Annotated in this window: 9 protein-coding genes; 4 read left to right on the plus strand and 5 right to left on the minus strand. The window is 69.7% G+C overall.

What is annotated here, in order from left to right; genetic code table 11:
* Positions 1–16: 16 nt before the first annotated feature.
* Positions 17–3,544 (minus strand): DNA polymerase III subunit alpha, encoded by a 3,528-nt coding sequence (dnaE, locus tag AB0B45_RS00865; RefSeq protein ID WP_358123440.1) that lies wholly within the window; start codon positions 3,542–3,544, stop codon positions 17–19.
* Positions 3,545–3,728: 184 nt separating this feature from the next.
* Between dnaE and AB0B45_RS00870 the strand changes: the two genes are divergently transcribed.
* Positions 3,729–5,096 (plus strand): amino acid permease, encoded by a 1,368-nt coding sequence (locus AB0B45_RS00870; RefSeq protein ID WP_358123442.1) that lies wholly within the window; start codon positions 3,729–3,731, stop codon positions 5,094–5,096.
* Here the strand turns inward: AB0B45_RS00870 and AB0B45_RS00875 are convergent.
* The gene (locus AB0B45_RS00875; protein ID WP_358123444.1) at positions 5,059–5,883 is read right to left on the minus strand and encodes a chorismate mutase; all 825 of its coding nucleotides are present in this window, start codon (positions 5,881–5,883) and stop codon (positions 5,059–5,061) included. The two genes, AB0B45_RS00870 and AB0B45_RS00875, sit on opposite strands and share 38 nt — an antisense overlap.
* Before the next feature lie 242 nt (positions 5,884–6,125).
* Between AB0B45_RS00875 and AB0B45_RS00880 the strand changes: the two genes are divergently transcribed.
* The 3 genes from AB0B45_RS00880 to AB0B45_RS00890 are packed head-to-tail and all read left to right on the plus strand — an operon-like array spanning position 6,126 to position 11,000.
* Entirely contained in the window at positions 6,126–7,994 is a 1,869-nt protein-coding gene (locus AB0B45_RS00880; protein WP_358123446.1) for a serine/threonine-protein kinase, read from the plus strand.
* A 9-nt stretch (positions 7,995–8,003) separates the two neighbouring features.
* Complete coding sequence (locus AB0B45_RS00885) at positions 8,004–9,551, plus strand: protein kinase (RefSeq protein ID WP_358123448.1); 1,548 nt, start codon at positions 8,004–8,006, stop codon at positions 9,549–9,551.
* 30 nt (positions 9,552–9,581) lie between these two features.
* Positions 9,582–11,000: a serine/threonine-protein kinase gene (locus AB0B45_RS00890; protein WP_358123450.1), complete on the plus strand. Its 1,419-nt coding sequence runs from the start codon at positions 9,582–9,584 to the stop codon at positions 10,998–11,000.
* A gap of 21 nt (positions 11,001–11,021) precedes the next feature.
* On the opposite strand, the gene AB0B45_RS00895 is transcribed toward AB0B45_RS00890, so the two are convergent.
* The 3 genes from AB0B45_RS00895 to AB0B45_RS00905 are packed head-to-tail and all read right to left on the minus strand — an operon-like array spanning position 11,022 to position 12,905.
* Entirely contained in the window at positions 11,022–11,951 is a 930-nt protein-coding gene (locus AB0B45_RS00895) for an RluA family pseudouridine synthase (protein WP_358123452.1), read from the minus strand.
* Entirely contained in the window at positions 11,944–12,531 is a 588-nt protein-coding gene (locus AB0B45_RS00900; protein WP_358124694.1) for a signal peptidase II, read from the minus strand. Before AB0B45_RS00900 ends, AB0B45_RS00895 begins: the two co-directional genes overlap by 8 nt.
* Positions 12,504–12,905, minus strand: coding sequence for a TraR/DksA C4-type zinc finger protein (locus AB0B45_RS00905; RefSeq protein WP_358124697.1), 402 nt, complete (start codon positions 12,903–12,905; stop codon positions 12,504–12,506). The genes AB0B45_RS00900 and AB0B45_RS00905 overlap by 28 nt, the downstream gene beginning before the upstream one ends.
* Positions 12,906–13,117 lie beyond the last annotated feature (212 nt).

Here is a 13,117-nt window from a genome sequence, read left to right on the forward strand (position 1 = left end):
CCTGACAGGCACAGCGCTAGCCGCCCAGGCAGGCGGGGCCGAGCAGTTGCTTGAGGTCGCCCATCAGGGCCGGGGACTGGGTGACCCGCAGGCGGTCCTCCACCCGCATGACCGTGGTCTTGGGGCCGTTGTGCACCTGGAGGTGCACCTCCGAGGTGCCGGGGTGGGTGGTGAGGATCTCCTTCAGCCTGCTCACCACCGGCGGCGTGCACCGGCTGAGCGGCAGGCTGACCAGGAGCGGGCCGCCCGCCTCCTGCGTGAGGTCGGGCGCCGTCACCTCCATCGAGATGATCTTGGCGACGTCCTCGCGCTTGTCGATGCGGCCCTTGACGAAGACGATCGCGTCCTCGGCCAGGATCGTCGAGCACAGTTGGTACGACGAGGGGAAGATCATCACCTCGATCGCACCTTCGAGGTCCTCCAACTGGGTCAGCACCCAGGTGTCGCCCTTCTTGGTGACCTTGCGCTGCACGCCAGACAGGATGCCGCCGACCGTCACGACCTGGCCGTCGGCACGGCTCTCGTCCTGCAGGGCCGCGATCGAGCAGTCGGCGCCCGAGGCCAGGATGTGCTCCACGCCGAACAGCGGGTGGTCGGAGACGTACAGGCCGAGCATCTCCCGCTCGAACTGCAGCAGCGTGTTCTTGTCCCACTCCCCGACGGGGATCTGCACGTCGAAGGTCTGGTCCTCGCCGCCGTCGACGGCGCCGAACAGGGAGTCCTGGCCGATGGCCTCGTTCTTCTTGATGTCGATGATCGCGTCGACGGCCTGCTCGTGCACCATGACCAGGCCCTTGCGGACGTGGCCGAGGGAGTCGAAGGCGCCCGCCTTGATCAGCGACTCGATCACCCGCTTGTTGCAGACGATCGCCGGGACCTTGCGCAGGAAGTCCTTGAAGTCGCCGTAGCGACCCTTCTCCTTGCGCGCGGACAGGATGCCGTCGACGACGTTGCCGCCGACGTTGCGGATGGCCGACAGGCCGAAGCGGATGTCGGTGCCGCGCGGGGTGAAGTCGAAGTCGGAGTCGTTGACGTCGGGCGGGAAGACCTTGATGCCCATGCGCCGGCACTCGTTGAGGTAGAGGGCCGACTTGTCCTTGTCGTCCTTGACGCTCGACAGCAGGGCCGCCATGTAGGCGGCGGGGTAGTTGGCCTTGAGGTAACCGGTCCAGTAAGCGATCAGGCCGTAGGCGGCCGAGTGGGCCTTGTTGAAGGCGTAGTCGGAGAACGGCAGCAGGATGTCCCACAGCGTCTTGATCGCCGCGGCGGAGTAGCCGTTGTCCTGCATGCCCTTTTCGAAGGACTCGAACTGCTTGTCCAGCTCGGACTTCTTCTTCTTGCCCATCGCACGGCGCAGCAGGTCGGCTTGGCCGAGCGAGAAGCCCGCGACCTTCTGCGCGATGGCCATGACCTGCTCCTGATAGATGATCAGGCCGTAGGTCGTGTCGAGGATCTCGGCCAGAGACTCCCTGAACTCCTCGTGGATCGGGGTGATCTCCTGCTGGCCGTTCTTGCGCAGCGCGTAGTTGTTGTGGGAGTCGGCGCCCATCGGCCCCGGCCGGTAGAGGGCGATGAGGGCCGAGCAGTCCTCGAAGTTGTCGGGCTTCATCAGCCGCAGCAGCGAGCGCATGCCGCCGCCGTCGAGCTGGAACACGCCCAGGGTGTCGCCCCGGCCGAGCAGCTCGTAGGTCTTGCGGTCGTCGAGGGGCAGCTTCAGCAGGTCGATCTGCTCACCGGAGGTGGCCTCGATCATCTTGAGGCAGTCGTCCATGATGGTGAGGTTGCGCAGGCCCAGGAAGTCCATCTTCAGCAGGCCGAGCGTCTCGCAGGTCGGGTAGTCGAACTGCGTGATGATCGCGCCGTCGGAGTCGCGGCGCATGATCGGGATGTGGTCGGTCAGCACCTCCGCCGACATGATCACGCCGGCGGCGTGCACGCCGGTCTGCCTGATCAGGCCCTCCAGCCCCTTGCCGAGGTCCATCGTCGCCTTGACGTCGACGTCCTCGTCGTAGAGCCTGCGCAGCTCGCCCGCCTCGTTGTAGCGGGGGTGGTCCTTGTCGAAGATGCCCGCCAGCGGGATGTCCTTGCCCATCACGGCGGGCGGGAAGGCCTTGGAGACCCTGTCGCCGAGCGCGTAGGGGTAGCCGAGGACGCGACCGGCGTCCTTGATGGCGGCCTTCGCCTTGATGGTGCCGAAGGTGGCGATCATGGCGACCTTGTCGGCGCCCCACTTCTCGGTCACGTAGCGGATCACGTCGGCGCGCCTGCGGTCGTCGAAGTCGATGTCGACGTCGGGCATGGAGACGCGGTCGGGGTTGAGGAACCGCTCGAAGATCAGGCCGTGGGGCAGCGGGTCGAGGTCGGTGATGCCCATCGCGTAGGCGACCAGCGAACCGGCGGCCGATCCACGGCCCGGCCCGACCCGGACGCCGTTCTCCTTGGCCCACATGATGAAGTCGGCGACCACGAGGAAGTAGCTCGGGAAGCCCATCTGCTCGATGATGCCGATCTCGTACTCGGCCTGCTTGCGATGGGCGTCGTCGTAACCCTCCGGCCAGCGCCGGTCCATGCCCTCCCAGACGCTCTGCCGGAAGAACTCGCTTTCCGTCATGCCCTCGGGGATCGGGTAGGTCGGCATGAGGTTCTTGAAGGTGAAGAACCCCGTGGGGTCGACCTTCTCGGCCACCAGCAGCGTGTTGCGGCAGCCCTCGGCCCACAGGTCGGAGGAGTCGACGGCGCGCATCTCGTCGGCCGACTTGATGTAATAGCCGGAGCCGTCGAAGCGGAAGCGGTCGGGGTCGGACAGCTGCTTGCCGGTCTGGATGCACAGCAACGCGTCGTGGGAGGCGGCGTCGGGCTCGTAGGTGTAGTGCGAGTCGTTGGTGACCAGCGGCGGGATGTCCAGCTCCCTGCTGATCCTGGTCAGCCCGTCGCGGACCCTGCGCTCGATGTCGAGCCCGTGGTCCATGATCTCCAGGAAGTAGTTGTCCTTGCCGAAGATCTCCTGGAACTTCGCCGCCGCCTTGACGGCCTCGTCGTACTGCCCGAGGCGCAGCCTGGTCTGCACCTCGCCCGAGGGGCAGCCGGTGGTGGCCATGAGGCCGTCGGCGTGCTCGGCGAGGATGTCGGCGTCCATGCGCGCCCACTTGCGCACGAAGCCCTCGGTGTAGGCGCGCGACGACAGGCGCATCAGGTTGTGCAGGCCCGTCTTGTTGCGCGCCCAGATCGTCATGTGGGTGTAGTAGCCACCCGCCGAGACGTCGTCCTTCTTCTGGTGCGGCTCGCCCCACAGCACGGGCTTCTTGTTCTGCCGCAGCTCGGGGGCGACGTAGGCCTCGATGCCGATGATCGGCTTGATGTCGGCGGCGCTCGCCTGCTTGAAGAAGTCGTAGGCGCCGTGCATGTTGCCGTGGTCGGTGATGGCGATGGCGGGCATGCCGAGCTCGCCGACCTGTTTGAACATCTGCTTGAGGCGGGCGGCCCCGTCCAGCATGGAGTACTCGGTATGCACGTGCAGGTGTACAAACGAGTCGCTGGACGACATGGAGCGGCGCCTCCTCGATCGAGACCGGATGTGCAGGCTTCGAGCCTAGTGGTCCGCGCCGACTTTTCCGGCCGTCGCCACCACCGGTTGACGAGGTGTACGGCCTCGGCTACACACTGCGCGGCGCGCCCCCGAACCCCCTGCCGGCCTGCGCATATATCGTTCTCGTGACGGAGGAGACACGGTGTGCGCGCAGCTTGAGGAGGGCTACTCCCACGCCCTCGGCAACCGCCAGGTGCAGATGATCGCGATCGGCGGCGCCATCGGCGTGGGACTGTTCCTCGGCGCGGGCGGGCGCCTGGCCGCGGCGGGCCCCGCACTGGTGCTGTCGTACGCGCTCGCGGGCCTGGCCGCCTTCTTCGTCATGCGCGCGCTCGGCGAGCTCGTCCTCTACCGGCCGACCTCCGGCTCCTTCGTGGAGTACGCCGGCGAGTTCGTCGGCCCGTGGGCCGCGTTCGCCAGCGGCTGGATGTACTGGATCAACTGGGCCTTCACCGGCATCGCCGAGCTGACCGCGATCGCCACCTACGTCAACTACTGGGCGCCCGGCTTCCCCCAGTGGCTCACCGCGCTGGTCGCGCTGGTCTTCGTGCTGGTGGTCAACCTGGTGTCGGTGAGGGTGTTCGGCGAGCTGGAGTTCTGGTTCGCGCTGCTGAAGGTGCTGGCCATCTGCGCCTTCCTGGTCATCGGCCTGTTCCTGGTGGTCACCGGCGCGAACGTGGGCGGCGTCCAGGCGGGTGTGGTCAACCTCACCGCCCACGGAGGGTTCTTCCCCCAGGGCTTCCCCGTCGTGCTGCTGAGCCTGCAGGCGGTGGTCTTCGCCTACGCCTCGATCGAGCTGGTCGGCATCGCCGCGGGCGAGACCAAGAACCCTGAGCGGGTGATGCCAAAGGCGATCAACGGCGTCGTGTGGCGCATCGCGGTCTTCTACGTCGGCTCGATCGCGCTGCTGGCGATGGTGCTGCCGTGGACGCACTACAGGGCCGACGAGTCGCCGTTCGTCACGGTCTTCGCCGGCCTGGGCGCGCCGTGGGCGGCCGACGTGATGAACCTCATCGTCATCACCGCGGCCACGTCCTCCTGCAACTCGGGCCTGTATTCCACGGGGCGCATCCTGCGGGCCATGGCGCTCAAGGGCGAGGCGCCGTACTTCACCGGCAACCTCAGCTCCCGCCACGTGCCCTACGGCGGGATCCTGATGACCGCGGCGGTCTTCCTCGCGGGCGTGGGGTTGTTCTACTTCGTGCCGCAGCGGGCCTTCGACATCGCCACCGCCGTCGCCTCGCTCGGCGTGATCACCACGTGGGGCACGCTGGTCTACTGCCAGCTGCTGCTGCGGCGCACGGGGCACCGCTCGAACTTCGCGATGCCAGGCACGCCGTACAGCAACTGGTTCACGCTGGGCTTCCTCGCGCTGGTGGTCGTCCTGATGGCCTTCGCCGACGAGGACCAGCGGGTGGCCTTCTTCCTCATCCCCGTGCTCGCGGCGGCCATCGCCCTCGGGTGGAAGGTGGTCAGCTCTCCTCGGAGAGGTGAAGGCCGGCTTCGATGACCGCGTTCATGATCGGCGCGAGGCGCTTCACTCCGAGCCTGGGCGCGCGCTCGGCCATCCTGGCCACCAGCTGACGCTCCCGCTCCATGTCGCGCCCCGCGAAGCCGCCGACGGGCTTGAGCGACTGGACGACGCCCGCCAGCTCCGCCCGCCGTTCGAGGAGGGTGGCGAGGGCGGCGTCCACCCTGTCGATCGCGGCTCTGGCTTCGGGCAGGCTCGCGGGGATGTCGTCGCTGGACAGGGCGCTGAAGAGCGTGACCGCCTCGCGGGCCTGCGCGATCTCCTCCTCGCCCGCCGACGGCGACAGCAGCAGGCCGTCGGCGCCCGCCACGATGGCGGCGCCCGCCAAGGAGAGGTCGGCGGAGACGTCGGCCAGCACGGGCCGTCCCGAGCGCGCCTTCGCCGCGCGCAGCAGCGACAGGTCGAGTGCGAGGTGCCCCGTGTGGGTGCGGGTACCGCTCTCGCACAGCACCACCTGGTCGTTGCCCTCGGCCACGCAGTAGTCGGCGATGGCGAGCCACTCCTCGAGGGTCGCGGAATGACCGCGCTGCACGAGCACCGGCAGGCCGAGCCTTGCCACCGCCCGCACCAGCTGGAAGTCCTGCATCCACGCCGCCCCCACCACCACGCCCGCCGCCCGCTCGGCTATGGCGGGCAGGTCGTCGGTCGAGAAGGGCTCGACGAAGAGGGGGCCGTCGAGCACGTCTTCGGCCCGCACCCGCCCGTGGTGCGGACGCAGGCTGACCCATCTGGTGATGACGGGACGCGTTTCGAGGGTGGAAGGCATCTCGATCCCAACGCTCAAGCCGGTCCGAGCGGAGCCGGCGGTCTCCAGGAAAGAAAAAGGGCAGAGACCTCGAGATCTCTGCCTGTCGCCGGCTCCAGGTGGTCGCTACCGCATGACCGGCCCTCCGGGAGCCGGCTCGATAAACGTGTAGCGAGGAGTCATGGATCTAAGACTACACGGGTCGCTGCTACCCGATCCCTATGGGAGTATTTCTAGGCTTAGAAGGGGGTTTGAGGCCGTTGATGTCGGATGGACAGCAGCACGCCGGGCGCCGCGTCGCCGGTCGGTACCACCTGAAGGAGCCAATCGGACGAGGCGGCATGGGCATCGTCTGGCGTGCCCATGACGAGCTGCTCGACCGCGAGGTCGCGGTCAAGGAGGTCCGCTACGCGGCCGTGCTGGGCGACGAGGTGCAGCTGCTCAACCGCCGCACCATGCGCGAGGCGCGCGCGGCGGCCAGGTTCACCCATCCGAACGTGATCGTCGTCCACGACGTGATCGAGGAGGACGACCGGCCGTGGATCGTCATGCAGCTGGTCCCCTCCCGCTCTCTGGGCCAGGTGATCAAGAGCGAGGGACCGCTGCAGCCCAGGAAGGTGGCCGAGATCGGCCTGGCCGTCCTGGAGGCGCTCAAGGGCGCGCACGACGCGGGCGTGCTGCACCGCGACGTCAAGCCGGAGAACGTGCTGCTGGCCGAGGACGGCAGGGTCGTGCTGACCGACTTCGGCATCGCCACGCTGGAGACCGAGACCGCGCTGACCATGACCGGCCTGGCGGGCACGCCTGCCTTCATCGCGCCCGAGCGGCTCAAGGGCCTGCCCGCGCGGCGCGAGTCTGACCTGTGGTCGCTGGGCGCCACGCTCTACACCGCCGTCGAGGGCAAGGCCCCGCACGAGCGCGGCATGGCGATGGCGACCATGATGGCCGTGCTCAACGACGACGCCGCACCCGCGACCAAGGCCGGGCCGCTGAAGCCCGTCCTGGACGGCCTGCTGGCCAAGGAGCCCGTCCAGCGGCTGACCGTCGACGAGACCGCCAGGATGCTGCGCAGGATCATCGGGCAGGCCCAGAACGAGACGGTCAGGGTCGAGCGTCCGCCCGCCGTCCCCGACGTGGACGTGGACGACACCCCCACCGATCCCAGCCTGCCCGTGATCGTGCCGCCCGTCGCGGCCAAGCCTCCCCTCAGGAAGCCCCTCAAGCCCAAGCCCGGTGCGACGAAGCCGGACACCGGCAAGTCCGCCGCGTCCAAGCCCCCGGTGCCTGAGCCTGAGCCCGAGCCCGAGCCCGAGGTCGCCAAGCCCGCGGCGCCCGCGCCCACCACGGCCATGCCCGCGGCGGCCGAGGCGCCCTCCGAGCTCTTCGAGACGGGCATGCGCCTGCCCGAAACGCCCACCGCCGCCTCGGTCGGCAGGCCTGGCGTACGGCGCGCGCTCCCGTTCGTCGCCGTCGCCATCGCCATCCTCGTGGTGGGCGGCGTGGCGGGCCTGCTCGGGCTGCGCTCGGCAGGCAACGAGGCCCCCCAGAGCTCGAAGGAGCCCACTGAGAAGGTGACCACCACGGTCACCGCCACGGCGACCGCGACGACCCCCGCCGCCCAGCCCTCGACCACGGCGACCCCCTCGACCGGCCCCTCGCCCTCCCCTTCGGACACCGCGCCCGCGCTGCCCGAGGGCTGGCGGATGTACAAGGACAAGGAGATGGGCTTCTCCGTCGCCCTGCCCCCGGACTGGGAGACGTACCAGCGCAAGGGCAGCCAGGTCTACTTCCGTGGGCCCGGCGCCTCGTCCAACTCCTACCTGATGATCGAAGAGTCCCCCGACCCCGGCGACGACCCCTACGGCGACTGGAAGAAGCAGGAGCCGGGCGCCAGGAGCGGCTTCGGCGGCTACAAGCTGCTCGACATCAAGAAGGTCGACTACATGAAGGCCGCCGCCGACTGGGAGTTCATCTGGAACACCAACACGGGCGAGACGAGAGTGCGTAACCGCGGTTTCGTCACCGACAACGGCCGCGGCTACGCGCTCTACTGGCACACGCTGAACAAGAACTGGAAGCGTGACCTGCGTTTCTTCGACACGTTCGCGGCGACGTTCAAACCAGCCAAGTAGGCTTCGCTGGTGCGCGTCGGTAACAGGTATCGCCTCATCGAGCCCATCGGCGAGGGCGGCATGGGCATCGTCTGGCGCGCCCACGACGACCTGCTCGACCGGACGGTGGCGATCAAGGAGGTTCGCTACACCGGCATCGGCGAGCAGAAGCGCGCCCAGCTCAACCAGCGCACCATCAGGGAGGCGCGGGCGGCGGGCAGGCTCGACCATCCGAACGTGATCGTCATCCACGACGTCATCGAGGAGGACGGCCGCCCGTGGATCGTCATGCAGCTGGTGCGCTCGTGGTCGCTGGCGGAGGCTATCGGGCAGCGAGGTCCGCTGCCGGTGCCGGAGGTGGCCAGGATCGGCGGCGCCGTGCTGGGCGCGTTGCGGGCCGCGCACGCGGCGGGCGTGCTGCATCGCGACGTGAAACCGGAGAACGTGCTGCTGGCCGAGGACGGCAGGGTGGTGCTGACCGACTTCGGCATCGCCGCCGTGGACGCGGAGGCGGGCCTGACAGGGACGGGCAACCTGGTCGGCACGCCCGCCTACATGCCGCCCGAGCGGCTCAACGGGCTGCCCGCGACGCCCGCCTCCGACCTGTGGTCGCTGGGCGCGACGCTGCACACGGCCGTGGAGGGCGGCGCGCCGTACCGGAGGGACTCGTGGGCGGCGACGGTCGCGGCGGTGCTGCGTGACCCGCCCGAGCCGCCGCGTCTGGCGGGGCCGCTGGCCCCGGTGATCACGGGGCTGCTCCAGCGGGACCCCGCGGCGCGGATGGGCGTGCAGGAGGTCGCCGCCAGGCTGGCGGCTCTGGAGCCCGCAGCCAGGCAGCCCGTGTACGAGCCAGAGACCCGCCCGCAGGGGCGAGCCGCCGCCACACTCGAGCGACCCGTGAAGCGGCGCTCTCCGCTGGTCTGGGCCGTGCCCAGCGTCCTGCTGGCCGCCGCGCTGGCCGGGGGCGGCGTCTGGCTGGCGATGCGGGCCGCTCCTTCCGGTACGGCACAGCCCACGCCCGCCTCCACCACTCCCGGTACGGCGGCGCCGAGCGAGACCGTGTCGCCCACCAAGAGCGCGGCGCCCACCAAGAGCGCGGCGCCCAGCAGGACCGCGACGGCGGGCACGGACGACTGGCGGCCGCTCACCAGCAGGCTGGGCCGCTTCTCCGTCTCCGTGCCCACGGGATGGAGCGCGACGAAGAAACCCGACCGCGACAGCATCAGCGTGACGGGGCCCGGCGCGCCCGGCACGCTGATCATCGAGTGGACCGAGTCGGAGGACCCGGTCAAGGATCCCGTCGAGGCGTGGCAGCGCCTGGAGAAGGAGATCCAGGCCAAGGGCGAGTTCGTGGGCTACAAGCGGGTGGGCATCCGCCCGCTCACCTACCTCGGGATGCCGGCCGCCGACTGGGAGTTCACCAGGAAAAGGGGCGGCGAGACCATCCACGTGATCAACCGCGGCTTCCGGCTGGCCGACGGCAGGCCGTATGCCATCTACTGGGAGGCGCCCGAAGCCTCGTGGCGGAAGGGCCTGCCGTACTTCGACAGGTTCGTGGAGACCTTCCAGCCCACGTGAGCTCCGGCGATTCCGGGGTAGCCGTCCTTCATGTCCGAATCTTCGGAGGTCATCGGCGGGCGCTACCGGCTGCTCAAAACCATCGGACGCGGTGGGATGGGAACGGTCTGGCAGGCGCATGACGAGGTACTCGGCCGTGACGTCGCGGTCAAAGAGGTGGTGCCGCCGCCCGACCTGACGGGGCCTGAGCGCGAGGTCTTCACCGTGCGCACCCTCCGCGAGGCCAGGGCCGCGGGCAGGGTCGCCCACCCCGGCGTGGCCACCGTCTACGACGTGGTCGAGGATTCGGGCCATCCGTGGATCGTGATGGAGCTGGTCCGTTCCCGGACGCTGGGCGCCATGGTGCGCGACCTCGGGCCGCTCGAACCCGCCAGGGTGGCCGCCATCGGGGTGGAGCTCCTGGCGGCGCTGCGGGCCGCGCACGCGGCGGGCGTGCTGCACCGCGACGTCAAGCCGGACAACGTGCTGCTGGCAGAGGACGGCAGAGCCGTGCTGACCGACTTCGGCATCGCCACCACGGACGACGACGCCTCCTTGACCAGGACGGGAGTCCTGGTGGGCACCCCTGCCTTCATCTCGCCCGAGCGGGCCGCGGGCGGAGTCGCCGAGCCCGCCTCCGACCTGTGGTCGCTGGGGGTCACGCTCTACACGGCCGTGGAGGGGCACTCGCCCTTCCAGCGTGGTCATCCGCTGGCCACGATGGCGGCCGTCATGCACGAGGAGCCGCTGCCGATGTCGTCAGCGGGTCCGCTCGCTCCCGTCATCTCCGGGCTGCTGCGCAAGGATCCCGCCGAGCGGATGAGCCTGGACGAGGCCGAGCAGCGGATGCGTCTGGTCGTGCTGGGCATCGCGCCCGAGCCGACGGCGCCGGTCGCGGTGGGCGCGGCGCCGCCCGGGCCCGCCGTACGGACGGCAGGGAGGCGGTGGGGCGCGCCCGCGGGGCGACGCCCGAGGCTGGCCGCGCTCGCCGCGGCGGCGATCGCGGTGGCGCTGGTCACCGGCGGGATGGCGTGGATGTCGGGCCGCGATCCCGGCCCCGGACAGCAGCAGCCGCAGCCGGCCTCGGTGCCGGTCGTGGTCAGCACCCCGTCGGCCACCTCCGCGCCGCCGCCCTCGCCCCTCCGGACGCACTCGCCTGCCGATGAGAGCAGGAGCACGGGCACCTACGAAGGGCAGGATCCGCTCGCCACGAAGGACTCGATCAAGACTCGGCCTTCCCCGACAGCGACCAAGCAGAAGACCGAGGAGAAGACCGAGAACAAGACCTCGCCGGCCGCCACCCCCACCGAGGAGTCGTCCGGCGACGACGAGCCGGGCCAGGTGGACCCGGGGGACGAGGACGATCAGGGGCAGAGGCAGCAGGGCGAGCAGAGCGAGCAGGGCCTACCGGCTGCCGAGCAGGCGCTACCCGCCGAGCGGGGCACGCCGGCAACGGAGGCCGGGCAGTGACCGCGGGGCGGGGGGCCGGGGTCAGGACTCCGCGCGCACGGTGTCGAGCGCCTTCTGCAGGTCGTCGGGGTAGTCGCTGCTGAAGGACATCCAGTCGCCGCTCGACGGGTGCTCGAAGCCTAGCGAGACCGCGTGCAGCCACTGCCTGCTCATCCCGAGCCTGGCCGCCAGCGTGGGGTCGGCGCCGTACATCAGGTCGCCGACGCACGGGTGGCGCAGCGCCGCCATGTGGACGCGGATCTGGTGCGTGCGGCCCGTCTCCAGCTTGATGTCGAGCAGCGACGCCGCCCTGAAAGCCTCGACGGTGTCGTAGTGGGTCACCGAGGGCTTGCCGCCCGCCACCACCGCGAACCTGCCGTCACCCGACGGGTGGCGGTCGATGGGCGCGTCGACGGTGCCCCTGAACGGGTCGGGGTGGCCCTGGACCAGCGCGTGGTAGCGCTTGTCGACCGTGCGCTCCTTGAAGGCGCGCTTGAGCACGGAGTAGGCGTGCTCGCTCTTGGCCACGACCATCGCGCCCGTGGTGTTGGCGTCGAGGCGGTGCACGATGCCCTGACGCTCGGCCGCGCCGCTGGTGGCCACCGTGTGGCCGGTGCCGAGCAGGCCGCCGATCACCGTCGGGCCCGTCCATCCCACGGTGGGATGGGCCGCGACGCCGATCGGCTTGTTGACCACGACGATGTCGTCGTCCTCGTAGATGATCGCCATGCCGGGGACGGGCTCGGCCACGGGCATGGGCGTGGTGGGCGGCGGCGGAAGCGTGACGTCGAGCCACGCGCCGGCGTGCACCCTGTCGGACTTGGCGGCCTCTGAGCCGTCGACCAGGACGTCGCCCGAGCCGATCAGCTCGGCCGCGCGGGTGCGGGAGAAACCGAACAGCCTCGACAGGGCCGCGTCGAGCCGTTCTCCCTCGAGCCCGTCGGGGACGGGCAGACTGCGCTGTTCAGCCATTCTTCGCGGACACCTCCCTGGTGCCGTCGATCTGGTAGCCGCGCCAGGCCAGGAAGACCGCCACGATGCCGCCGCACACGATCATCGAGTCGGCGACGTTCCAGACGGGGAAGTGCCCGGGAAAGGTCTCGATGAAGTCGACCACGTGACCCTGGAGCTGACCCGAAGCGGGACGGCCGAGGCCCGCGGGGTAGCGCAGCAGCCGGTCGGTGAGGTTGCCGAGCGCGCCGCCGAGCAGCATGCCCAGCGTGATCGCCCACGGCAGGCTGCGCAGCTTGCGCGCCGTGCGCAGGATCGCGACCACCACGCTGGCGGCGACCAGGGTGAAGACGAAGGTCATCCCGGTGCCGATGCTGAAGGCGGCGCCCGAGTTGAAGATCACCCGGAACTGCAGCAGGCCGGGGATCACCTCCAGCGCCGGCTCGCCCTCCAGCGTCCGCAGCACCAGCGTCTTGGTGAGCAGATCGAGCCCGTAGATCACGACCGCGATCAGCGCGAGAAGGCCGATCAGGCGTCGCCCGACCGGCCTCGCGCTTGGTTCGCCGTCAGCGCTCAGCGGCGCTCCTCCCGCTGCTTGCATGTCACGCACAGCGTCGCCCTCGGGAACGCCTGCAGCCGCTCCTTGCCGATCGGCTTGTGGCACGATTCGCACACTCCATAGGTACCTGCGTCGATCCTGGCGATCGCACGTTCGTTCTGCGCGACCAGGTCGCGTGTGTTCAGGGTAAGGGCGATCTCGCGTTCGCGCTCATAGGTCTTGGCCCCCGCGTCGGCTTGGTCGTCGCCGGCGCCCTGAGTGACATCTCCAGACGCGATCTCGGACTCGTGCCGCAGAATGTCCGCCTCAAGTTCGGCGATCTCCTGCGTGAGCGCGTCGCGCACCTCGGCCAGCTCCTCTGCCGACCACATCGAAGGGGTCGCGGTCTGCGTGACTGCCGCCATGGCTGCCTCCATGCTGATCAAGGCTCAAACGGTGCGGGCAGCTTAGGCCGTGGATAACGACTCGGCAAACGACCCGCCGTACGGATTACCCCTCCCGTACTATCCCGCCCCGACCAATCAACTCCTCACCATAAGCATCCATTCCCGGTTCTTTGTCGCCATTTGCTGCGCTGGATAACGGGAAGCAGGCAGCCTCCACTCTGCGTTATGGTTTTAGCCTGCAA

The organism is Nonomuraea sp. NPDC049152 (assembly GCF_040648355.1).
GTDB lineage: Bacteria > Actinomycetota > Actinomycetes > Streptosporangiales > Streptosporangiaceae > Nonomuraea.

Coding starts and splice junctions, on each gene's coding strand:
- dnaE (WP_358123440.1), bottom strand. CDS start 3,544: ATGTCGTCCAGCGACTCGTTTGTACACCTGCACGTGCATACCGAGTAC.
- AB0B45_RS00875 (WP_358123444.1), bottom strand. CDS start 5,883: ATGCCTTCCACCCTCGAAACGCGTCCCGTCATCACCAGATGGGTCAGC.
- AB0B45_RS00880 (WP_358123446.1), top strand. CDS start 6,126: ATGTCGGATGGACAGCAGCACGCCGGGCGCCGCGTCGCCGGTCGGTAC.
- AB0B45_RS00890 (WP_358123450.1), top strand. CDS start 9,582: ATGTCCGAATCTTCGGAGGTCATCGGCGGGCGCTACCGGCTGCTCAAA.
- AB0B45_RS00895 (WP_358123452.1), bottom strand. CDS start 11,951: ATGGCTGAACAGCGCAGTCTGCCCGTCCCCGACGGGCTCGAGGGAGAA.
- AB0B45_RS00900 (WP_358124694.1), bottom strand. CDS start 12,531: ATGCAAGCAGCGGGAGGAGCGCCGCTGAGCGCTGACGGCGAACCAAGC.
- AB0B45_RS00905 (WP_358124697.1), bottom strand. CDS start 12,905: ATGGAGGCAGCCATGGCGGCAGTCACGCAGACCGCGACCCCTTCGATG.